At 42.7% G+C, this 22991-nt stretch carries 23 protein-coding genes and 1 pseudogene; 4 read left to right on the top strand and 20 right to left on the bottom strand.

What is annotated here, in order from left to right; all coding sequences use genetic code 11:
* Positions 1-2: 2 nt before the first annotated feature.
* Complete coding sequence (pstB, locus tag AC0VYI_RS07485) at positions 3-809, top strand: phosphate ABC transporter ATP-binding protein PstB (protein ID WP_199476165.1); 807 nt, start codon at positions 3-5, stop codon at positions 807-809.
* Between the two features lie 6 nt (positions 810-815).
* Here pstB and AC0VYI_RS07480 read toward each other — a convergent pair whose 3' ends face one another.
* The 3 genes from AC0VYI_RS07480 to AC0VYI_RS07470 are packed head-to-tail and all read right to left on the bottom strand — an operon-like array spanning position 816 to position 2063.
* A complete protein-coding gene (locus AC0VYI_RS07480; protein ID WP_475448370.1) occupies positions 816-1244 on the bottom strand; it encodes a GNAT family N-acetyltransferase in 429 nt (142 codons plus the stop codon).
* The gene (locus tag AC0VYI_RS07475) at positions 1244-1699 is read right to left on the bottom strand and encodes a GFA family protein (RefSeq protein WP_475448368.1); all 456 of its coding nucleotides are present in this window, start codon (positions 1697-1699) and stop codon (positions 1244-1246) included. Before AC0VYI_RS07475 ends, AC0VYI_RS07480 begins: the two co-directional genes overlap by 1 nt.
* Before the next feature lie 37 nt (positions 1700-1736).
* Positions 1737-2063: a DUF1294 domain-containing protein gene (locus tag AC0VYI_RS07470; RefSeq protein WP_475448366.1), complete on the bottom strand. Its 327-nt coding sequence runs from the start codon at positions 2061-2063 to the stop codon at positions 1737-1739.
* Positions 2064-2183: 120 nt separating this feature from the next.
* On the opposite strand from AC0VYI_RS07470, the gene AC0VYI_RS07465 reads away from it, so the two are divergent.
* The 3 genes and pseudogenes from AC0VYI_RS07465 (at position 2184) to AC0VYI_RS07455 (ending at position 4979) form a co-directional block, all read left to right on the top strand.
* Complete coding sequence (locus tag AC0VYI_RS07465; protein WP_475448362.1) at positions 2184-3488, top strand: alpha/beta fold hydrolase; 1305 nt, start codon at positions 2184-2186, stop codon at positions 3486-3488.
* Between the two features lie 183 nt (positions 3489-3671).
* Positions 3672-4430: pseudogene (locus tag AC0VYI_RS07460) on the top strand (PAS domain S-box protein); the annotation flags it as partial.
* A 12-nt stretch (positions 4431-4442) separates the two neighbouring features.
* Entirely contained in the window at positions 4443-4979 is a 537-nt protein-coding gene (locus tag AC0VYI_RS07455) for a methyl-accepting chemotaxis protein (protein WP_418903776.1), read from the top strand.
* A gap of 96 nt (positions 4980-5075) precedes the next feature.
* Here the strand turns inward: AC0VYI_RS07455 and AC0VYI_RS07450 are convergent, their stop codons facing one another.
* The 17 genes from AC0VYI_RS07450 to AC0VYI_RS07370 all read right to left on the bottom strand — a co-directional run bounded on the left by AC0VYI_RS07450 (position 5076) and on the right by AC0VYI_RS07370 (position 22512).
* A complete protein-coding gene (locus AC0VYI_RS07450; RefSeq protein ID WP_475448360.1) occupies positions 5076-5873 on the bottom strand; it encodes a pentapeptide repeat-containing protein in 798 nt (265 codons plus the stop codon).
* Positions 5874-5939: 66 nt separating this feature from the next.
* Complete coding sequence (locus tag AC0VYI_RS07445; RefSeq protein WP_475448358.1) at positions 5940-6461, bottom strand: GrpB family protein; 522 nt, start codon at positions 6459-6461, stop codon at positions 5940-5942.
* A 70-nt stretch (positions 6462-6531) separates the two neighbouring features.
* A complete protein-coding gene (locus AC0VYI_RS07440) occupies positions 6532-6945 on the bottom strand; it encodes a GNAT family N-acetyltransferase (RefSeq protein ID WP_199476160.1) in 414 nt (137 codons plus the stop codon).
* Between the two features lie 330 nt (positions 6946-7275).
* Positions 7276-7809, bottom strand: a complete 534-nt coding sequence (locus AC0VYI_RS07435; protein WP_199476158.1) for a cytochrome b — start codon at positions 7807-7809, stop codon at positions 7276-7278.
* 501 nt (positions 7810-8310) lie between these two features.
* Positions 8311-8721, bottom strand: a complete 411-nt coding sequence (locus tag AC0VYI_RS07430; RefSeq protein WP_475448356.1) for a GNAT family N-acetyltransferase — start codon at positions 8719-8721, stop codon at positions 8311-8313.
* Positions 8722-8810: 89 nt separating this feature from the next.
* Complete coding sequence (locus AC0VYI_RS07425; protein ID WP_475448354.1) at positions 8811-9293, bottom strand: N-acetyltransferase family protein; 483 nt, start codon at positions 9291-9293, stop codon at positions 8811-8813.
* 122 nt (positions 9294-9415) lie between these two features.
* Positions 9416-9559 (bottom strand): putative quinol monooxygenase, encoded by a 144-nt coding sequence (locus tag AC0VYI_RS07420; protein ID WP_475448352.1) that lies wholly within the window; start codon positions 9557-9559, stop codon positions 9416-9418.
* A gap of 234 nt (positions 9560-9793) precedes the next feature.
* Positions 9794-10987, bottom strand: coding sequence for a DUF3800 domain-containing protein (locus AC0VYI_RS07415; RefSeq protein ID WP_475448351.1), 1194 nt, complete (start codon positions 10985-10987; stop codon positions 9794-9796).
* Positions 10988-12333: 1346 nt separating this feature from the next.
* On the bottom strand, positions 12334-12774 hold the full coding sequence (locus AC0VYI_RS07410; RefSeq protein WP_475448349.1) for a GNAT family N-acetyltransferase: 441 nt from the start codon (positions 12772-12774) through the stop codon (positions 12334-12336).
* 134 nt (positions 12775-12908) lie between these two features.
* The gene (locus AC0VYI_RS07405; RefSeq protein WP_475448347.1) at positions 12909-13424 is read right to left on the bottom strand and encodes a GNAT family N-acetyltransferase; all 516 of its coding nucleotides are present in this window, start codon (positions 13422-13424) and stop codon (positions 12909-12911) included.
* Positions 13425-13515: 91 nt separating this feature from the next.
* Positions 13516-13950 (bottom strand): DUF4274 domain-containing protein, encoded by a 435-nt coding sequence (locus AC0VYI_RS07400; RefSeq protein WP_475448345.1) that lies wholly within the window; start codon positions 13948-13950, stop codon positions 13516-13518.
* Between the two features lie 84 nt (positions 13951-14034).
* Positions 14035-14859, bottom strand: coding sequence for an abortive infection family protein (locus AC0VYI_RS07395; protein ID WP_475448344.1), 825 nt, complete (start codon positions 14857-14859; stop codon positions 14035-14037).
* A gap of 1340 nt (positions 14860-16199) precedes the next feature.
* Positions 16200-17864 (bottom strand): amino acid ABC transporter ATP-binding/permease protein, encoded by a 1665-nt coding sequence (locus tag AC0VYI_RS07390; protein ID WP_475448342.1) that lies wholly within the window; start codon positions 17862-17864, stop codon positions 16200-16202.
* Complete coding sequence (gene cydD / locus AC0VYI_RS07385; RefSeq protein WP_475448340.1) at positions 17836-19611, bottom strand: thiol reductant ABC exporter subunit CydD; 1776 nt, start codon at positions 19609-19611, stop codon at positions 17836-17838. Before cydD ends, AC0VYI_RS07390 begins: the two co-directional genes overlap by 29 nt.
* A gap of 5 nt (positions 19612-19616) precedes the next feature.
* Complete coding sequence (gene cydX, locus AC0VYI_RS07380) at positions 19617-19727, bottom strand: cytochrome bd-I oxidase subunit CydX (RefSeq protein ID WP_012069220.1); 111 nt, start codon at positions 19725-19727, stop codon at positions 19617-19619.
* Between the two features lie 69 nt (positions 19728-19796).
* Complete coding sequence (gene cydB / locus AC0VYI_RS07375) at positions 19797-20933, bottom strand: cytochrome d ubiquinol oxidase subunit II (RefSeq protein ID WP_475448336.1); 1137 nt, start codon at positions 20931-20933, stop codon at positions 19797-19799.
* 1 nt (position 20934) lies between these two features.
* Positions 20935-22512: a cytochrome ubiquinol oxidase subunit I gene (locus AC0VYI_RS07370; protein WP_475448334.1), complete on the bottom strand. Its 1578-nt coding sequence runs from the start codon at positions 22510-22512 to the stop codon at positions 20935-20937.
* Positions 22513-22991 lie beyond the last annotated feature (479 nt).

Below are 22991 nucleotides of genomic sequence, written 5' to 3'. Positions count from 1 at the left end.
CCATGACTCCTTCAGAAATGCTAAATATTGAATCATCACAAAGCACTTTGACGACAGACATTGATATTACTGTACGTGATTTAAACTTTTACTACGGTAACTCACACGCGTTAAAAAACATCAACTTAGAATTCGGTAAAAAAGAAACCACCGCTATCATTGGTCCTTCTGGCTGTGGTAAATCGACGCTACTACGTATTCTTAACCGCATTTACACCTTATACCCAGGACAAGAAGCGAAAGGCGAAATCATCATTAACGGTGAAAACATACTTGATCCTAAGGTTAATGTAGCGGCATTAAGAGCGAAAGTTGGCATGGTGTTTCAATCACCTACCCCTTTCCCAATGTCTATCTACGACAACATTGCTTATGGTATTCGTTTGTACGAAAAACCCTCTCGCCGCGAAATGGATGAGCGTATTGAAAAGGCCCTACGCGGTGCCGCACTCTGGGATGAAGTGAAAGATAAGTTACACGCCAGTGGACAAAGTCTCTCTGGTGGTCAGCAGCAGCGTCTTTGCATTGCTCGTACCATTGCACTAAAACCACAAGTACTGCTATTGGATGAACCTACGTCAGCACTTGACCCAGTATCCACCACCAAGATTGAGGATTTGTTAGATGATCTTCGTGATGAATACACCATCGTTATCGTGACGCACAACATGCAACAAGCCGCCCGTGTTTCGCAAAAAACCGTGTTCATGTACATGGGTGAAGTGGTGGAAGTCGCACAAACCGATGAAATGTTCCTACGCCCTAAAGAAGAGCGCACTAAGAACTACATCACTGGTCGCTTTGGTTAACATGACCTAGTCTGCGGCCTGATACACATTAGGCCGCAGATACTGCATTAAACGATCCGGTTCCGCGATCGCTTCAAAACCAAACTGTTTGTATAAGCCATGGGCGTCTTTCGTAGCGAGCATCATCCGTCGTAAGCCTTGTAAGTCCGAATGCGCAAGAATGGCAGACATCATCTTCTTACTAAGGCCAAGCCCTCGATAAGACTCCAACACAAACACATCCGCTAAATAAGCAAACGTTGCTCGGTCAGTAATCATGCGAGCAAAAGCCACCAACTCTCCCTCACCAGTTAATACCCCAAAACAGAGTGAGTTCTCTAACGCTTTTCGTAAGGTCACCTCAGGAATACCTTTCGCCCAATAGCTATTGACGATAAAACCATAAATCACAGAAAAGTCCATGTCGTCCAGATCCGTGGTAATTCGATAGGTCATCACTTTTTCCTTTCTATAAGGTTTTTATCAGGCTGTAATAAGGTCATAAACTCGCCATCAGGTGGCATAGCCTCATAACTAGGAGGACTCATTTCTTCTAACATCCCATCCCAGCTCGCTTTAGACGCCGTATATACATGCATAGCAACCTGAGTATCTGCAGGGTCGTCTAACAATCCGGCAGGAACCCAATAACTCTCGTTATCTCTTGTCATATTGGGTACAGGACTGCCACACTGGGAGCAGAAATGCGATTTAAACCCCGTTTCTATACAGTATTGACGGATCATATCTTGCCCTTGCTGCCAGACAAAATGAGCCATTGGAACAATCATCGCGGCATTAGAAGAAGAGCCAGACACCCGACGACACAGAGAACAATGACATTGATATAGTTTTGGCAGCACACCAGAGATGGCAAACTCAACCGCACCGCATAAACAACGACCTTTCATCCTCTCTCCTTAAACAACGAGTTCTACTAGAAAAATATCAAAGCCATAAAGCAAGCGTTTGCCAACCTTTCGCTATCCCCTCTTGGAGGAAAAAACACAACCCAGCCAACATAATCAGATTGAAAACGACCGTTAGCCAGAACACAACCCGAAAGCGTCTCTTTTGGGTTTTATGACGAAACACCTTTTGTCCAAGTAACGCCCCAGGCCAACCACCAAGAAGAGAGAACCAATGCAACGTCTTTTCTGGTGTTCGTTGCTGCTGCTTTTTCGCGGCGGATTTGTCCCATCCATATAAGCAAAACGTCACCGCACTCATCGCACCATAAACACACAGTAAAACAATAGGATAAGACAACAACATTTCACCAAGCCAATCTTCGAGCCAATAAAATTACCCCGCTAAGGAAACGAGATCAAGAACCATCGTACCTATGATAATATCCTTCTATTGAACGATTGACTAACAAGGGGAATGAAGAAGATGCAAACACATCAGTACCAAATGAAAGGGATGCTCATTACCGACTATCAACTAGCAGTACCGCTCGATTGGCACGCCCCAGACAAGGCCCCGACGATTACCCTGTTTGCCCGTGAAGTGGTCGCTTCTACCCAAGCGCACAACAAAGCCCTTCCTCTGTTATTATTTTTACAAGGCGGACCTGGCGGTAAATCCCCTCGCCCCATGCCCGACTCGCTTCCTTGGCTGATTGAAGCCCTCAAAACCCATAGAGTCATCTTATTAGACCAACGAGGCACAGGTCGAAGCAGCCGTATAGACCGTCATCTCATCAGCCGTATGACAGCGGAAGAAGGCCGCGATTATTTGTTAAAATTTCGTGCCGACAGCATCGTAGCAGACTGCGAACACTTACGAAAAACTGTCTATTCAGGTCGTCGATTCGAAACACTGGGCCAAAGTTACGGCGGCTTTATTACATTGGTTTACTTATCAAAAGCACCAGAAGGCTTAGCGGCTTGCTACATTACCGGAGGGCTTGCAGGGCTAGAAGAAAATGCTCAGCAGGTCTATCAATTGACAACAGAGCGACTCATTGAGAAAAACCAAGCCTACTACACTCGCTATCCAGAAGACGCTAATACCATAGAAAACATCGTTCAAATACTTTGCAAAGACAAGGTACTATTGCCCGATGGCGACCAACTGACTGTGGAGCGTTTTCAAACTCTCGGTATTGGTTTAGGGATGGGCCCAGGCATTGATCAGTTCCATTGGTTGATCGATGAAGCCTTTGCAAGCAGTCACCCAGATACGCTCTCTGACACCTTCTTAGAACAAGTCATGCACCTAACCAGCTACTACGAAAGCCCATTGTTTGCGGTGATCCACGAAAGCATCTATGGCCGCCCAAACGAGGCCACAAACTGGGCAGCACAGCAGATTCGTCAGCAAGATAACACATTTGATACAACACAAACGCCCCTAATGTTCACAGGGGAAATGATGTATCCGTGGATGTTTGATCAAATAACATCCCTACGCCCGTTTAAAGAGGCTGCTCACGCCTTAGCAGCATACAAAAGCTATGCGCCACTTTATGATCTAGACAAACTCGCCAATAACAAAGTGCCCGTTGTAGCCGCCGTCTATTACAACGATATGTACGTACCAAGGGAGCTATCGCTAAAAACCGCTAAACAAGTCGCTAACACCCAAGTCTGGCTCACCAACAGCTATGAACACGACGGTGTTCGCCAATCATCTGAGGTGTTTTGTACCTTACAAAAAATGCTAAAAGACAATGGCGGCCCACTTGTCGATTAAACAGAAGATGACAAAAGCAAAACATCAAACCCACTGAAGGGTCAGCAAGAGACGAAAATCTCAAACTCCGCTATAGAAGACCCTCAGTTATGATTTTAATTAATTGCTACAAAAATAGTATCGTGTTCATAGAAACCATCCACTACGCTGAAAACAACAAAACTATATTTAAGGGATAATCGGATGTTTGGTAGCAAAAAATTATTAGCTCACATTGCCGAATTAGAAAAAGAGTTAGCCTCATTTCAAGAGACTCAGAATGGCCTTCAGCAGGAAATGTTGTTTTTCGCCATGTCTCAAGAGGGAAAAATCCTAGACGTCAATTCGTTATTCACCGCTTCCACCGGCTATGAAAAAAATGAACTCGTCACAAAAAACCTTAAAGACCTGATCCTCAAAAAATCCTTAGAAAAAGAGCATTGTAAAAAAATGCTGTCTGCGATGAGTGAGAAGAAACATTGGCATGGTGCTTTGCAGATTAAAAACAAACACGGTAAAGAAATGTGGTACCGTTCGACCATTCAGCCTAAAAAACTAGCAGATAATTCTGTCATTTTAGAGGTCTATAGTGCTGAATTAACCAAAACCATTTCGCAATCCAAGGAAATGGAAGACATTTTAAGCGCACTGCATCGCTCCAGTGCCGTCATTGAATTCAGTTTAGAAGGCATCATCTTAAACGCTAACGACAATTTTCTGAAAACCATGGGCTACTCAAAAAGCCAAGTGATTGGAAAGCATCACAGAATATTTTGTGAACCAAAAGAAGCCGAATCTCAGGAATATCATGATTTTTGGCAGCAACTTCGCTCTGGTGCTTTTGTTTCTAATCGATTTAAGCGATTAGATAGCAACGGCAATGTTGTTTGGTTAGAAGCCTCTTACAATCCCGTTCATGATGACAGTGGCCAATTGTATAAGGTTATCAAATTAGCCACCGTGATCACGGAACAAATGAAGAGAGAATTTGCCGTCGCAGAAACCTCTGAAATTGCCTATGAAATATCCAAGAAAACAGATGAAAACACACTCAAAGGGATGAACGTTTTAGAATCCACTATCCAGACGATGGATGAACTTTCAGCACAAATGGGGGATGCGAGTAAAGGTATCGCTGAACTCAACACTCAGTCCATCAAAGTATCCAGCCTAGTAGAGAGCATACGAGGCATCGCGGACCAAACAAACCTGCTTGCCCTTAATGCAGCCATCGAAGCAGCGCGAGCAGGCGAACAAGGCCGAGGCTTCGCGGTCGTGGCTGATGAAGTCAGACAGTTAGCTTTTAGAACAAGCTCTGCAACAGAAGAAATCATTCAGGTTGTAGGAGACAATAAGCTCCTGACTGAAAAAGCCGTATCACTAATTGAAGAAAGCATGGGGAAAGCGCATAAAGCGCTCGATTTATCCAACGAAGCAGGCAACGTGATGAGCGAAATACAGACAGGAGCAAGGCAAGTTGTTGATGCTGTCAGTCAATTAAATAAGTTATAGCGTCGACAACAGACACTGCTTTTTGATCAGTGACAACAGCCTTATTAAACTGTACTAGCTCGTCTGTACTAGCTCAGACCTAGTCTGACAACTTAATTAGGCCCATTTGACAGATGAGGGCAATGACTCACCCAAGGCTAACAGATGACGAATAAGCTGGCCTTCATGAGTGGTTTCATGCTCAAGCAGACTTAACAACAACGCCTCGCGCTCACTTGTCCAATCGTCAATGTCTGAAATCGCCTTTTCAAACACGGCGGCAGAAGCCGTTAATTTTTCCACGGCTTCAGACTGGTTCTCTGTTGAGTTCAGTGAACAGGAGAAACCGGCCCACTGCCCCTCAATCAGCGACTGTGAATAGCTTTCTCTCGCCCCTACAATACACCATATATGGTCACCAACGGACTTATTCTTCGCTACATTAAGATAAGCAGTATAACTCTCTGGGGTTAGTGAATTAACAATATCCAATACTGAAGAAAACCTTGCACGAATATTATTTAAAACCATGTCCCTCATTGAACTCGCCTTTTTTTCATAGGCTTCAAAAAGGTCAGTAACAAGCACCCCGTTAATTTTCATGCCTTCCAAGTTCGCATCATTTATTTCAGTATTTGCTAAATTCAAACCACTAAAAGACACACTAGACATATTTATATTATGAAATGAGGCATGACTTAAGTTGATATTCTCATAGCGACTACCGGCTAGATTAACGTCATTAAACACACAAGATTCTAAATCACAGTCAGTAAATTGAGCATTTTTTAAAACGGCCCAATAGGATGAGTCAGTTAAATCAACAGCATTAAACTTAGCACCAGTCATATCTGATTTAGAAAACTCAAATCCTTTGAATTTAGTGTCTTGAAATGGATTATGATTCTCTGACATTAAACTTTCCTTATTTAGGTCGTTTTTAAGAAAAAATAAAACTATTTATCTTTCATGCATGGGTCGTTAAGCAAATTTCCAATCTAACGCTTTCGCTTCATGCTCTTTAACAAAGCTATCTTTGTGGTCGCAATAAATATCTACATCATTTTGACATATTGCCGCACCTTCTCGCTTAATGGAAGCATACTCTGACGCAATATGAGGAAAGGCGATTAAATAATCTCGAAAAGCAAGGTGCCTTTTCGCATCGACCGAACTAGACAAAAAAGCATGTACCTGATGACTTCTCTGTACATCACCTTTTTGGAAGTAGCGCCTACCTGTAATCCCAAATTCGCCTTTTGCAAGATAGCCAATCGCTCCCATTAAATGACTTTCATCATCTAGCACTTCCAAGGTTTTTACTTCCATAAGAATATCAATAATTGGTTTAGCACAAAGCCCTTTTACCGATGTGCTACCAATGTGATGAATGGCCTCAACATTATCACTCGTGAATACAGATTGAATCAGTGCTTTCTCTTGACTGAATTGATCAGGCCATTCATCTCGGTAATCAACAACTTCAATAATTCTGATACTCATTTATCCTCCATGTAATTAGCAGAATGCAGAGATAAAAGTCTGCAACTATGCTGGGTAGGCTTTCACCCACTCACAGAACTTTAGTCATATAATAGCGCCTACTTTCAATCGGAAAGTTGTTTAGCGTCATTTGTACACTATAACCCTGCTTTTCGTAAAATGGTTTCGCTTGGAAACTGAAGGTGTCAAGAAAACTGGATTGGCAACCCTTACTACGAGCAAATTCTTCGGCTTTATTTAATAGCTGACGGCCCAGCCCCTTATTCAAGTGGTGTTCATCGACCCATAGAAACTTAACCATTAGCCAATGTCCCCAAATCTCCCCCACTAAGCCACCTAATTTTTTTCCGTACTCGTCATGCAAATAACAAGCGACATCCGTATGATAAACATCCCCCAGAAATGGGCTATTATGCTTACGTAACCCGGCACGAATTTCGTCAATATCAGATGGATCTGGTTGGGTGGTTACTTCTACATTCATATTATGATCCTATCCTATTAAAAATGACATTGCCCTGATATAGACTCATTCATATCAAACTCCTAAATATTTCTAGTCAGCAGAAGAAAGCCTATCATACCCGCCCCTTCAGACAACTCTTCTTACTCTCTTTTAAAATAAAATTTTACATGTAAAAAGAGGATGATAGGACATCTACAAGCATGCTGTAGACTTCTTTCTTTCGAAGAATAAAAAAGCAAAAAAGCGGATAGACTGATCCGCTTTTTATACTTAGAAACGTTCCTTGATTATCCATCTTAGCCATCATCCAAGACCGACATAGGATATTATGAGTATGATATAAAGTGTTTAAAGCATTCTGCCTAATACATCATTATCTTTGTTTTTATCAAAAAATCGATGTCTTAATGCCCCTAGTACATGAGCAACAATAAGACCTATCAATACAAAGGCTAGCCATTTGTGTAGTGCATTGGCTATTTCATATATATGGTTGTTTTTTGGTATCACCTCAGGTAAATCAAAGAAGAAAAAACTGACCCCATTACTGTATATATAGCTACTAGATTGAATATATCCCAATATAGGAATAACAACCATTAGAATATAGAATAATATGTGAGCTAGTCTTGCTAATTTTCTTTCAGGACCTGATATACCACTGGGCAAGGCGGGTAAAGAGCGTTTTCTTCGATAAATAAGACGCCCTATAACAATAATAAAAAGCAACAACCCGAATGATTTATGCCAAAAATATAATTTATCTTCGAATACCGCATTTGCTTCATCGTAAGGGGTCATATAGATACCAACAGTGAGCAAACCTATTATAATTGCTGCACTGAGCCAATGTATCGCTCTGATGGATTTAGGATATTTCAATTTAACGCTCCTCTGTGTTTTTTTATTTATACCGACAACCTTTTTGCTTTAACAAAGCAAAGCCGTCAGACACTCGTCAGAATTAGCAGACCACCCAATAGATAGATGACACTTTGGGGGATGCTTTCATAGAGTAAGTTCGAGTATACGTCGACGGTTTCACTGAAGTTATCAAGATTTGGCACCTTTTCTATTTGACTTAATCAACCGTGAAAACACACCTTAAGTAGTTGATATACTCCATTATTTTCGAATATTTAGACTCTATGACACAGAGGGAGTTCATTTATTTTTATAAAAACTCATCATTTTTTTATCAAAATATGGCACATTTTTTCAATATATTTGACTTTATCATCAGCCAACATCTAATAGATTGAAATAAACAATAGCTTCAATAGATTTATTAAATGGCGAGGAAAATAATATAAATGAGTGAATAAATACTACGCGTGAGAGAAACGAAATCGTAAAGCACTTTTATCGCTTTCTAATATTCAATCATGCGTGTGGTTTGAATTTTTTTGTCATGCCCTGACAAGAGGGAGCAACAAGTTTGTATCCCAATTTTTCGTAAAAGGCGGGTTCATCCGCAATCATTGAAACATATGACCCTTCTAAAGCAACGGATGATAAATAGTGATCAATATACCCCATCACTTTTCGCCCCAACCCTTTCCCTTGATGCTTTGGGTCAACGGCCACATCCACGATCTCAAAGTTACAGGCACCATCACCAACGACACGCCCCATAGCAATCAAATCCCCACCCTGTCGTATTGAAATTCCATACAGGCTATTTGGTAGGGCAACTGTGGCCGCCTTTAAAGACTTGGCTGATAAGCCCGCTTTTACGCGCAGTTCGCAGAATTCCTGCGGACTCGGGACATTTTCTTCGTATGTTATTGTCATGCTACTTCACCTCACTCTCTAGCAAACGTCACTGATGGCCTCATAGTGTCGTACTGATTATCTAAACTTAGGAGCACCCTAAGCAGAGTTTATAACGCATAAATATACCCTATCCCACTGTATTTAAAGCCAAAGATGGCAATCTCTCTATTCGTGATGTCAACAGGTAGCAGACTCCTATAAAACGGGTTATTAGCCGCCCCAAGCAAAGTCCACACAATCATTTGTGATTTATTTAAAGCAATAGATTGAGCTCTCATGTCTAAAAACAATTTACGACCAATTCCTAAACCCTGAGCGTTAGGATGAACATATAATCGCAGTATCTCGAAATCAGAACGCTCGGAGGGACACTTGCCAGCGGCATAGCCAAGAATTTCATTATCTTCTTCATAAACCACGACGCAAACAACATCACAAGCTATGTCTTCCTTTAATGCCTCAGCAAACCAACCGACAGACAACGAAGAGACCACTTCTGGATGGAGCAGAGGAAACAAACTCCCCTCCCACGCTTCATAGGTTAACACTGATAATACATCTACATCGGAGACATTTGCTGGCCGAATCATATAACCTCATTTTTGGTGCATACTGCTGTACTAATATTGCCAAAGCTATATGCTAAATTTCATATGGTTAAAGCTCATCATAATGGCAGATAAATTAGACTTAGAGTACGGTACTGGCTTTCTTAATTGAAGTCGGCAAGCAACTCGTACCGTAGGCAACCTGGCTCTGCTTCGACTAGAGGTTTAAGTGCCTTGTAAACTTCAATCTGCTCAGCACGCTTACCCGGCATAACTTCTATGAATACTAGTAGATTGATTTCACTCATGAATATTTCTCTTTCCTAGACATAATGACTCCCCACGAGGCTAGCATGATAACCGACGAATTTACTGGCTTCTTCCTATGTATTCACTCATCTCTTTTGAGCAATACAAAAAGTCTATTCATTTAGAAGAAATGGCTGTGTGCTACTTGACGTGGGGAGTCATATCAACGCCGCCAGCAGGGGCCGAAAAACCAGAGCGAAGCGGCGGTTTTTTGGTCCCTCTGGCTGGCTTTGTTAAGTGGTGATTTCGGCATTAGCTTTTGCCTTCATCAGGAAGTATGCAGCATGATTCGCTGCATTTAGTCCGCCATCGTGGACCGTACCTAGGTCGCTTGGGGTAACATCCTGTGTTGGCCATATTTTATTATTTGTAGTTAATTTGTCCAAATTCAGCTTGTTTAACTCAAGAAATAAATAGTCTTCTTTTTCATCTCTTGCAACACCGTCTGCCCAATAAGCCATCGAACTAGCAACAATGTCAGCAACCTGCAATTGAGGATGCGATTCAGAGCTTGAAAACTTCAAACTTTTTCCTCTTAAGGGCAATTTGAACTTCCGTCTGTCATAGCCAAGCTCTATAGAGCTTTGGGTCCAGTCCATAAAATGGGAAAACATCACTTTTTGTTTTTCAATACTATGAGAATCATCATGAATGATATGAAACCCTTTTGGATGAATATCTCCCCAGCTTACACATTGTGAAAATAATGCTGGTATTGATGGGTCAAGTGATGTCTTATCAATTCCGTTCAGTGCATCATGAACATAATTCCGAGTAAGCAGGATCAAATTAAGGTCTTCTTTAAAATCTTCATGAATTGAATGTTCTTTAAGAACCTCTACACTCTCATAAAACGAGCCTATTGATTCTTCGGACTGTTCTTTAATCATATTAACGAACGATTCATGCATGGCCTGAACTCGATCCTGACCACAAAACGTAGGCATACAATAGAACCACATATTTGAAAGCCCTATGTTTGCTCCATTTACATATAAATCATGGCCACTTAGGTGAAGCATGTGCTCAATTAGGAGGTCAACAATCTTTGTAGTCACCATAAAGCTCTTGTGAAAAAGCTCTACTTTCACGTGATCTTTATTGATAAGCCGATGACTCATTAGCCTTACAATTCCATCTTGCCCAGACTTTCGGCGCTTTAAATTTTTGAAATGAGCTTCTAAAGGTGATCTTGATCCTGTCAGTGCAAGTAACTTTTCAGCTTCGCTATTAGAATATTTACAGCCAGAGAGTGTGAAAATCGGTTGATTTTCATCAACTATATTATGGCCAGTGTTTCCAGATTCATCCAAGTAGATAGTTGCTATCTTGGATTTTTCAGAATTAGCTTTAGCCCTAGAAGCCCTCTGCTTATCTCTTTTATTTGCTAACTTCTTTTTTCTATTAGCTTGGCTATTACGACTCATTCAATTTCCCTGTAGGCCACTTAACGCCTCAATAACCGGCGCAGCTTTGCTGCGTCCGGCGCCGTAGGCGCGACGTTGATTGATTTGTTATGCATTTACATTACATCTAATTGGGGGATAAGCACATAAGTAAAACGACGAAAAAGCCACGGATGGACCGACCCGCTGAGCGGATTTAGCACAATATATTGACAAATGCAACAATATTGTGTTAGCATGCCCTCTTGAGTCAGCTTTACTCGATTCTCGAGGTCACACAACAGCAAGAGATTGCATTGCGTGGTCGTTTGGTAACTAGCGAGAGTGAATGCAATCCCCCAATTAACCCCAAGGAGGTGCGCATGAACAAAACAACTGATAAAACCGGAAATTTACTTAAAGACAAATGCTTCAGAACATTGATGTACGTAGTTCTAATCACTTCAACAATGATAGTAAATCTGGATTACATTCAGTCTCGTGACTCGAGTAAAGCTGATTCCTACCCCCTCTCGCATGCCTTTCCCGAATTCAATCAATTAGCTCGTTAACTACCTGCATAACATTTTTAATAATACGCATGCGCATTTATCCAATAAATCGGCGTGCGTGTTTTTCTAGTCTTAGCCATTTAGCTAAATTTAGCTAACATCATGATTTATATAAAATAATAGATCATAATGAGCGTTCAGGCTTCGGCTTAAACAAGCACGCTTGTTTTGTCTAATAACCGTGCATCAGGAGGGGGAGACATATGTGGCTTTCGTCTTCCTAGACGCCATGTTTACACTCTAATCTATTTTCAAATAAGTGCCAATTAGAACATGTTGATATCTGCTTAAAATTGACCAGCGGCAAGCAAACCAGCGACTTCGACGCAACAACGTTGCGCGACCCTATGGTGTTTCAGAGTCAGTTAAAAATGCCCTGTCTCCTATCCTAAAAACCAATCTATGCCATACAGCCTAAAGCGTACCGAGAAAGTAAGTTGTATAAAACGTCGATCACACGCTTGGGCTGAAAGCCCGATAAAAGATCTTTTGGTTACTTTTGTATCATTTGACAAAAGTTACCCGCTCAGCAGAGCGGAACTGAACTCGCCAAAACCAAGCTAATCAGAGGAATACCATCAAATCGGTAACACCAAATAACCCCATCCTAGCCTTACCCCTTAAAAAAGGGGAAGGAACTTGGTGATTAGCTTCCCTCACCTTCTGTACTGACTAGCGGGGTCAAAGCCCTTTTCGTGAAAGCACATCAGAATAATTAGCTTGGATCAGGCCGAAAAGGTGTTCGACCCCATAGATCTCATTGTACCGTAAACACTAAAGCTGAATGGAACCGAAATACCCTTGTTATGTTTGGAGTTAAAGAGATAGGCACAGCTCTATTTCACGCCCTTCCACTAAGTTACCTGTTGATACAAAACCACAATTTTCGTAGAAACCTTGAGGGCTGTCTGATCCTACGACAACACTTGTATATAGAGCCGATATTCCGAATTCATTAACCAACGCTGATTTCAATAAATCGATAGCAAGACGACCATAACCCTTTGACTGTTGAGATTTATCGATCATGAACCGCCAAAGCTCAAATCTATCCGAAACTGTGTCTGTGTTTACTAAAACAAAGCCAATTGGATTATTGTCAGAATAGATACCTTTGAACCAAGGAAAGCTCATAAAGTTTGCTTCAGCCAATGAAATAGCATTGCTATCAACATGATTTAGCTGATTTTGAGCTACCTTTAACTGGCAAATCTCATAGAAGTTCGTTTTGTCTATACTTCTTAATTCGAGGCTCATACTACCAATTTCCTTCAAAAATAACACCGTAACGCCGTGCTAAACAGGCAGAACTGAGAGTGTAGCATAGCGCCCACGATTGCGAAGCAATGCGCTATTTGAAGCGTAGGTGAAGATTCGGCTTGAGAACCTTGTTAAACGTGAAGCCCAAATTTTAAAACAGTCCTCAATTCACCACTAATTTGAGGAGCCTTATAAAATTGATCTATTTCTCCAAAACACTGAAATCCACACACTTCCAGAACTCTCCTAGCACCTTCATTATCTCGATCCGGAAAACACAATATACTTTTGCATTTAAGTTCGTTGAAAATATATGAGACTGCACAACCAACTGCTAACGACGCTATACCCTGAAGTCTACATGTTTTACATATTCCAAAATGAAGTTCAACCGACTCATTAAAGCTTACAAGCGTAATTAACCCCAACGGTTTTCCCGTATTACTTTCCTGGATTATATGCACTGACTTCTCATAGCGCCTAAAACTATCTTCAGTAGACAGTTTTAGCAACATACATCTGGTTTCATCAATAGTTTGATGGACTTCCCTAGCTAGGAATCTCGAAGAATGGGCATCTCCTGTATAGTCTTCAAACAAAACCAACTCGTCACCCGGCTGATAGAATCTCAAAGATATTTTTTTCATCAAAACTACTCACAAAAGAGTCTTACGCTGCTAATAGCGGCCGAGCGAAGCGAGGTCCAGCTCACGCAGTGCGCGATGCTGCTTGGCCTTGTTATATGCTTGCACCGATTACCTCCTGATAAAGAACTGAAGGTATACCGGCCTTATTATATTTGTGTAATGTAAGGCTATTTATATCTGGCTTAAAGCTAACTGGACCATTAGCATAAACACTGCTATTTAGCTTATCGGCAATCATTTCACAGAAATCGGCCCAGTCATTATTGTATACATTACGCTCAACTTCTTTTAGGTAATAGCTCATTCCTTCTGCTAGCCAAAAAAGAGTAAGGGCCGTACCCAAATCACAATACTCATTATTTGCAATCGCATTGGGCAACGCCATTCCATCATCCCAGTTGTATGCGATAGCGTATTGCTGAAGAAAGCACGGATTACTTGATTCCTTTGCAATAGAAATGATCTTTTCAATATCTTCTTCATATTGAATTTGATCTATCTGCTTTTTCTCAATGTCGCTAATCATGATTGCATATAACGCCCGCAGCACGCGCGGCTTTGTAGTGGAGGCAAAGCCGCAACGAAAAAGCCGTCGCCGTGCCTGCGATTGTTAGGCTTTTTTGGCATGAAGCACCTCCATAATGAAGACCACCAAAGTGTGTGCAGCATTTACAACTAGCCGTGCCTCTGCAACCACAATACTTGGTGGGTTAGACCCACGACCATGAGCAGAGCCAATGTGGGACCTAAAGGCTCCAACACCATCAATGATTGAAGAAATACCTTTAAGCACTTTGTGCTGATCAGCCGCCAGAGTGGCATCAGTATTCAGTGCAAGATTAGGCTGAACGATGCTCCACAGTGGCATTACATTAAGTTTATTTGGCATAGCTAGATCATCGAAGCTTTCTATGTAGAACTTTAGCGTGGCTTCGATAATTGAACAGGATGCAGTTATTGATGCGTGAGGATCACTTTGGATATGCTCAATTGCTCTTTCAAATTCCTTTTCAATGGATGAGAAATCACCTGATCTGAGATAGTCTTCCAGAGTTTTAGTAATTGGCGTTGAGCCTGCTTTCGTCACGTACCCATTGGTTCGATAGACCAATTGATTTTTCGCTAATGCGGCATTAATTCTCGCTTGGCCTTCGGTCACTTTGGTTGATAGTTCCCCACCGAAAAGTGAAGAGGGAGGCTCCTGATCCATGTACTCTTGAACCACAGCGCCCAGAACTTCTAGCGCATCAGTTTTAGGATCTTCGTTACAACGCTTTAGCCAGTTACTACACTTCTTTTCGCAATTGCCCTGAGGCACTTCTCCAGGCGCTCCACTTTCCATAAAGAGCGTATCAAGCTTGGAGTGACTGTAATAGTGATCAGCGATTACAGAAGCTACTGCTCCGATAACCGAATTTGGTATTTGATGATTCAAACTCAAGTCTCCGTGAGCCTAACATTTTTAATAATACGCATGCGCGTTTATCCAATAAATCGGCGTTCGCGTTATTCTGGTCTTAGCCATTTAGATAAATCCATCTAACATCATGATTTATATAAAATAATAGATCATAATGAGCGTTCAGGCTTCGGCTTAAACAAGCACGCTTGTTTTGTCTAATAACCGTGCATCAGAAGGGGAGACATATGTGGCTTTCGTCTTCCTAGACGCCATGTTTACACTCTAATCTATTTTCAAATAAGTGCCAATTAGAACATGTTGATATTTGATTCAGCGCAGGGTCAAAGCCCTTTTCGTGAAAGCACATCAGAATAGTTAGCTTGGATCAGGTCGAAAAGATGTTCGACCTCTTAATCCAATGAGGTAACTATTGTTGGACTGAAGTCCAACCTACAAATCGCCTTCGACGCAACGAAGTTGCGCGACCCTATGGTGTTTCAGAGTCCGTGTCTGACAAGCCAGCCATCACCAAATAAACAATCTATGCCTTACTCTATAGAGCGTACTAATAAAGCACGATGTATAAAATGTCGATCACACGCTTGGGCTGAAAGCCCGATAAAAGATCTTTTGGTTACTTTTGTATCATTTGACAAAAGTTACCCGCTCAGCAGAGCGGAATAAACGAGCAGCTCAAAGTCATTGAGTGGAAACAAATACACCGGAAAACCCAAAGAACAACCCCATCCTAGCCTTCCCCTTAAAAAAGGGGAAGGAACTTGATGATTAGCTGCCCTCACCTTCTGTACTGACTAGCGGGTCAAAGCCCTTTTCGCGAAAGCACATCAGAATAGTTAGTTTAGATCAGGTCGAAAAGGTGTTCGACCCCTTAATCCAATGAGGTAACTATTGTTGGACTGAAGTCCAACCTACAAATCGCCTTCGACGCAACGAAGTTGCGCGACCTTATGGCGTTTCAGAGTCAGTTAAAAATGCCCTGTTCCCTATCCTCAAAACCAATCTATGCCTTACTCTATAGAGCGTACTAATAAAGCACGATGTATAAAATGTCGATCACACGCTTGGGCTGAAAGCCCGATAAAAGATCTTTTGGTTACTTTTGTATCATTTGACAAAAGTTACCCGCTCAGCAGAGCGGAATAAATGAGCAGCTCAAAGTCATTGAGTGGAAACAAATACACCGGAAGACCCAAAGAACAACCCCATCCTAGCCTTCCCCTTAAAAAAGGGGAAGGAACTTGGCAGTTGAGCATCGAGGGAATAATTGTTGGACTAAAGTCCAACCTACGGGTCGTTTTTGATGCGATCTGTAGCGGTATAGCTTCCCCTAAAATTAGGGGAAGCCAATCTGGTTAAACGTTAATAATAGTGGCTTTCTCAGAAAGCGGGCTATTAATATGGCTAATAAAAACCAATATCTCAGGACGGTAAATACGCTGTAATGAGGTACAAATACATTGGATACTCTCACTGTCTAAACCGTCAAACGGTTCATCCAGTAACAATACGGGGGCATTACGCAGTAATAAACGCGCCAAGACCAAGCGTTTGCGTTGACCACCGGATAAGTCACGACCTTGTGCGCCTAATAGTGTATCCAAGCCTTTTGGTAGGCTACGGGCCCAATCACCTAACGCAACGGCGTCCAATACTTCCCATAACGACTCTTCAGTGGCATTTTCATCCCCTAATCGCAAGTTAGCCGCTAGTGTTTGTTGAAAGACATAAGGGGTTTGTGGCAAGTAGCTGATTTGTGCTTGGTAGTCTTGGTTGTCGTATAAATCTATCCGTTGATCGTTGACCAAAGCTCCCCCTTCGGCCAAACAGTCCCCTGCTAATGATGCCAATAGGGTGGATTTACCACACCCGCTGTTACCCCGTAACCAGATGGTTTCGTGCGTTGCGACTTTTAACGAAATCGGTTTATTCCCTAAACCAGATGATGCGTGGTATCCGCGCCAGTTGATCAACTCAAGAGATTTTATACGGGCAAGTGGCAGACCTAGCGCGATGTTTTCCTCAGAAGCATCGGTATGCAACTGATTCATACGACGTAAGCCCACTTGCGATTGCCCTTGTGCCACAAAGGATTGTGCCAAGGGCAATACTAATTCGTTGACGGCTAAGACAGACAAAACTAATGCCACCAGCCAAGCCCCATCCACACCGGAGATCAAAGAAAGCCCATTGGTTTGTGGCTGGTAACGCATAACAAGTAAGAAGAAGCTACACAGCAAGGCGATGGTCACACTGTAAGAAGCCAAGCGACCTAGGCTAATCGCTTTTTGGATACGCAGCTCTGCCTGTTTCTGACGAGTATCTAATTCATTAAGGCGCTCGGCATATTGCTGCCAGTGGCCACGAATGGTCAGGGTAATCAACGCCGAGAATAGGCTGACAAAGCGACTACGACGGTGTGTCCCTAAAATTTGCCCAACATGAACAGCACGGCTAGCAAAATGACCACACAAATACGGTACGACCAAAAGATGAATCACCGCCGCGATAATAATAGGCCATAACAAAGTAGTGGATATTAATGACGCCAGTATAAGGACTGATAAATACGCCAATGTGGCATATACCCAAGGCATTAATACCACCAAGGGCCAACGAATAATTTGGTCTAGGTCACTGACCAAACGCTGCAATAAGTCTCCACGACTTTGTTGATGCAAATTCGCTGAGTCTTTTGCGACACGTTGATCCCACACCCACAAGCGCAATGTTTTTAGCAAGCCTAATAAGTGATCGTGAGCAAACACTTGTTCGCCATAACGACCCGCGGTGCGCAAAATGGCCATCAAGCGGACCAGCGCCCCAGGTAGAAAGTAGTTAAACGCTTTGTAGGTTCCTAACACTCCGGCTAAACCCGCTGCGGACAGGAACCAACCGGATATACCTAGCAGTGCAACTCCGGCAAGGCTCGCGACCACGCCCAGAAACAGAGGGAGTGCAAATCCTCGTGGGTTTGCCCATAGAAGACGTTTAAGCGATAGCTTGGATTCGTTGCTCATGCAAGCCTCCGTGTGTCAAAGTCCAATGTCTATCAGCCCAAGCAATAGGATGGGTATCGTGACTGACAACCAATAGTGTTTTGCCTTTTGAAGCCAGGTTTAAAGTATCCAACACTGCCGTAGCCGTCTCTTCGTCCAAACCAGAGCAAGGCTCATCAAGTAACCAAACATCCGCCTTCGATAATAAAGCACGGGCAATAGACAAGCGCTGCATTTGACCACCCGATAAACCTGCACCGAGCTCTGTCAATTTCGTCTCTAGGCTATCAGGCAATGCCTCAATAAAGACATCGCACTGGCTTTTTGTTAGTGCTGCTTGCAGAGCCTCGTCCGTTGGGGGATCAATCCCCAATAATAAATTCTGGCGAATTGAGCCATTCACCCACTCAGGAGTTTGCGGTAACCAAGCCAAGCGAGCACGCCATTGAGCCAGGTCCACACTGGAAAATTCTTTGTCTTCAACAAAACACTCTCCCTGATAGCCTTCTTCAAAGCCCAACAAGAGGTGTAATAGGCTGGATTTTCCTACGCCAGATTCGCCGCTTAACCAGATACGCTCACCAACACGTATTTGGTTGCTGATTGGTGCTAAGCGAGAACGCCCAGCCTCTTGCCAACTTAATTTATAAAAGGTTAACAAGGAGGCTGGATGGGTTTTGACCACAGATAAGTGAGAAGGTTTGCTAACCGTTTGAGTGTCTTCTTTGGCTTGCTCTTCTGAGCGCGACAAGGAGGTATTGAAAATATCTAATAATGCAGTCGCCGCCGCTTCGGCTTTTTGTTTGGCGTGGTAGTCGTTGCCCAGCTGACGCAGCGGCAAATAAAACTCTGGCGCTAACAGCAAGATGAAAAAGGCTTGTGTCAAACTAACGGGTGATACGCCTTTAGACCACGGTAGCTGTTCCAACAAACCAAGGCCCAAATATAAGGCAATCATCGCAATCGCAAGGGAAGCGAAGAGTTCTAATGTTGCGGTTGATAAAAAGGCCAAACGCAATACACCCATAGTGGTTTTTTGATAGGCGCTGGCACTGTCTGACAAGCGTTCTTTCGCTTGCCCTGTTCGTCCAAGGCGCTTAAGTTCAGCCAAGCCTTGGTTTAAATCCATAAATTGATTCGATAACATCGCCAACACGTTAAATTGTCGACGATTCGCTTGGGCAGCCTTGTGGCCCACAAGGATCATAAAGAATATGACCAATGGAGCGGTGACCATAAAAATAGCAAAGGCAATCCAAGACACTGGCAACATTGCCAGCAAAATAACGCAAGGAATCAGCGACACCATAAACAACTGGGGTTTATAGCGGCTGTAATAATCGTCTAATGCGTCTACTTGTTCGTAAACACGCGTAGACAGTGCCGCATCTTCTTCAATTCTCAGGCGCGCAGGCCCAAGTTTGGTCAAATGCGACACCAGTTTTTCCCGTAGAGAATAGCGAATACTACGACTCGCACTGGCACTTAATCGCTCACGGCCAAAGCTGGCTAAGGCACGGATAAGCAAAGCAGACAACGCGATGCATAAAATCGATACTGAGAAAGCCCCATGAATCACCATGTCGGAAAACACATTAGCAAGCGACCAAGCCTGCATAACCATCGCCACAGTGAACACAACCCCTAATAATTGAACGAGACGGTAACGCTTCGATTGTTGCCCAGCCCATTCATTCAAAAACATAAGTTCAGGGGTTTTAACTCGCCCTTGACGAGTTTTTTTTGGAGCTTTCTCTCGTTTAAACATAAGGCTTACTTTTGCTCCTCTTCGCCTTCGTAACCTTTAAACTCTAACCAAACCGCATTAATAATGCCGAATGAACAGGCGAGTAACACACCTAAAACCCAAGCAAAATACCACATAATGTTTCTCCTTTATGAGGTGCAGTAGGCTGCACCTCACGTATGATGAATTAGTCTTAATCTACACTACTAGTAGAGAGAGTGTTTGTTCTTCTCAATGTGTTCTTTGCTTAAGCGGCCAAACATCACTAAATGGCTCCATAAGGTGTAACACAAAATGATAGGTACAAAGATACACGCCACAACAAACATAATTTCCATAGTATATTGGCTAGAAGTGGCGTCCCACACAGTCAAACTCATACTTGGGAAAGTAGAAGAAGGCATTAAGAACGGGAACATAGAACCACCCGCTGTGAAAATAATACCCGCAATCCCTAATGAAGAGCCGAGGAAAGCCAAACCACCTTTTTTCATGCGACTTGCAAACGCAGCCACTAGCAGACCCAATACGCCAATCACGGGAGCCAACATCAATAGAGGCACTTTACTGTAGTTAAGCAACCATGCGCCTGTTTCCACTTTTGCTGTTTTCATTAAAGGAGTCAGAACTTCGTTACCATTAATAGCGCTAGTAAGAACATAACCTTTAATATCATACGCTAGCCAAATACCAGCCAATACAAAGAACACAGCCCCAAGTATTGCAGTAATAGTGGTCGCTTTGCTCACTCGACGCAGCAAATCGCCCTCTGTTTTCATGAGCAACCAAGAACCGCCTTGGGTCATGATCATCATCAAGCTGACCAAACCACATAAGATGGCAAAGGGGTTCAACAAGGCAAAGAAAGAACCTGTGTAATCAACACGTAGGTATTCATCAAACTGGAATGGCACACCTTGAAGCAAGTTACCGAATGCTACACCGAAAATAATCGGTGGCACAGTGGAACCAAAGCCGATACCAAAGTCCCAGTTTCTTCTCCAACGTGGTGTCTCGATTTTAGAGCGATAATCGAAGCCGATTGGACGGAACCAAAGCGCCGCCAATGTCAGAATCATCGCGAAGTAAAACCCTGAGAAGGAGGTGGCGTATACTACAGGCCATGCAGCAAATAACGCACCGCCTGCAGTAATAAACCATACTTGGTTACCATCCCAGTGAGGAGCAATGGAGTTGATCATCACACGACGTTCACTGTCATCGCGGGTAATGATGTTTAAAAGACTCCCTACCCCCATGTCATAGCCGTCGGCGATAGAGAAGCCGATCAGCAATACGCCCATCAATACCCACCAAATGATTTTTAATAGTTCGTAATCCATCTTACAACTCCTTAGCTTGTAACTGATCGGTTTCTTTCTCTAGTGCGTAACGACCGGTATGCAGACTAGAAGGACCTTTTTTGGAGAAACGAATCATCAAGAACATTTCTGCGATCAGGAAAGAGGTGTACAAAGCGATGATTGCCACAATCGAGATCCAAAGATCGGTCTCTGTCAAACCTGACGCAGCCAAATTAACCGGTAAAATTTCACCAATCGCCCAAGGTTGACGGCCATACTCAGCCACAAACCAACCTGTTTCACAGGCAATCCAGGGCAATGGCAAACAACACATTACAATCCGTAAGAACAAACGATTCTGGCCGATACGACGACGCGCGTTTTGGTAGAAAGATGCCGCAAAGACAATCAACATAATGAAGCCACATGCCACCATGATGCGGAAAGAGAAGAAGATAGGCGCAACATTTGGAATACTGTAGTTCACCGCTTCATCAATTTGCTTAGAAGTCACATGGTTCATGTCATTAGTAAAGGCTTTCACTAATAGACCGTAACCTAGATCTCCTTTCACTTTTTCGAAGTTTTCTTTGACAAGTGGATCGGTAGAGCCGCTACGTAATTTCTCTAGCAACTGATTTGCGTAGATACCATTGATAATACGTTGACGGTTATGCGCTTTAAGCTCACTAATCCCCTCCACTTTACCTGTAAGAGAGCGAGTTGCGATAAGGCCAAGAACACCAGGAATTTTGATAGCGTATTCTGTTTCACCTAGCTTCTGATTAGGAAAACCAATCAAGGTAAAATCTGCTGGGGCTTTTTGAGTATCCCATTCGGCTTCAACCGCTGCTAATTTTACTTTTTGAACGTCACCTAATTCATAACCAGACTCGTCACCTAAGACAATGACACTGAGTACAGACGCCAAGCCAAAAGCAGATGCAATGGCAAAAGAACGGCGAGCAAAGGCTAGGTCACGACCTTTAAGCATGTAGTAAGCCGAAATCACCAGTACAAACATGGCACCCGTACAGTAACCAGCAGAGACGGTGTGGACAAATTTCACTTGGGCAACAGGGTTAAACAACAAGGCGCTGAAATCCACCAACTCCATACGCATGGTTTCGTAGTTAAACACAGAGCCGACTGGGTTTTGCATCCAACCATTCGCTATAAGAATCCATAAAGCTGATAAGTTAGAACCTATAGCAACCAACCAGGTAACAGCCAAGTGTTTGCCTTTGCTTAAGCGATCCCAACCAAAGAAGAACAAACCAACCAACGTTGATTCTAGGAAGAAAGCCATCAGACCTTCAATCGCCAAAGGCGCACCGAAAATATCACCCACATAGTGCGAGTAATAAGACCAGTTAGTACCAAACTGGAACTCCATAGTGAGACCGGTTGATACCCCAAGAGCGAAGTTTATGCCAAACAACTTACCCCAAAATTTCACCATGTCCTTGTACACTTGCTTTCCTGTGAGCACGTAAACGGACTCCATAATGGCAAGTAAGAAAGACATCCCCAATGTTAAAGGAACAAACAAAAAGTGGTACAAAGCAGTTAGAGCAAACTGGAACCGCGATAAGTCCACTACAGTTTCATTAATCATAATGACTTCAACCCATTCACTTGATTGAGAAAAAGGCGAATACCGGCACTTTATCCTTAGAACATGCTCTTATTGTGATACGCCCACCGTAGCACCAAACATTTGGTACTTACTATAAGGACGGATTATAGGTTAGCCATAATTGCGAAACATTGCGTTAGATCAATATAAAGAGACCGAAAAGAAATGGAGTGCACAAGAGCGCCGTTTATAGACATAGATCAAAAAAATACGAAGTTTCATTAATTGATTGTTTTGCAAACCCTTTACTGCTGCAAGAAAGGCCAATTTTTCACCTATTCCAACGCAAACCTCCCTATATTGGAACAAACACTTTTTTAAAAGAGAAGCAGAAGACAGAAAAACTGACACAAAATAGACACTGTCAAACACATCGCCAATGACAACTTAGAGACGTCGGTATTTTTTCCTTTGTAAAAGCAAATTTCTCATAAAGTTCTGGTGTACCATGCGCTGAC

This window comes from Marinomonas sp. 63XJN7_9_ISO-PGPR-S23-217 (assembly GCF_056173515.1).
Note: the sequence above shows the minus strand (reverse complement) of the source record. Positions and strands in the feature narration are given on the sequence as shown.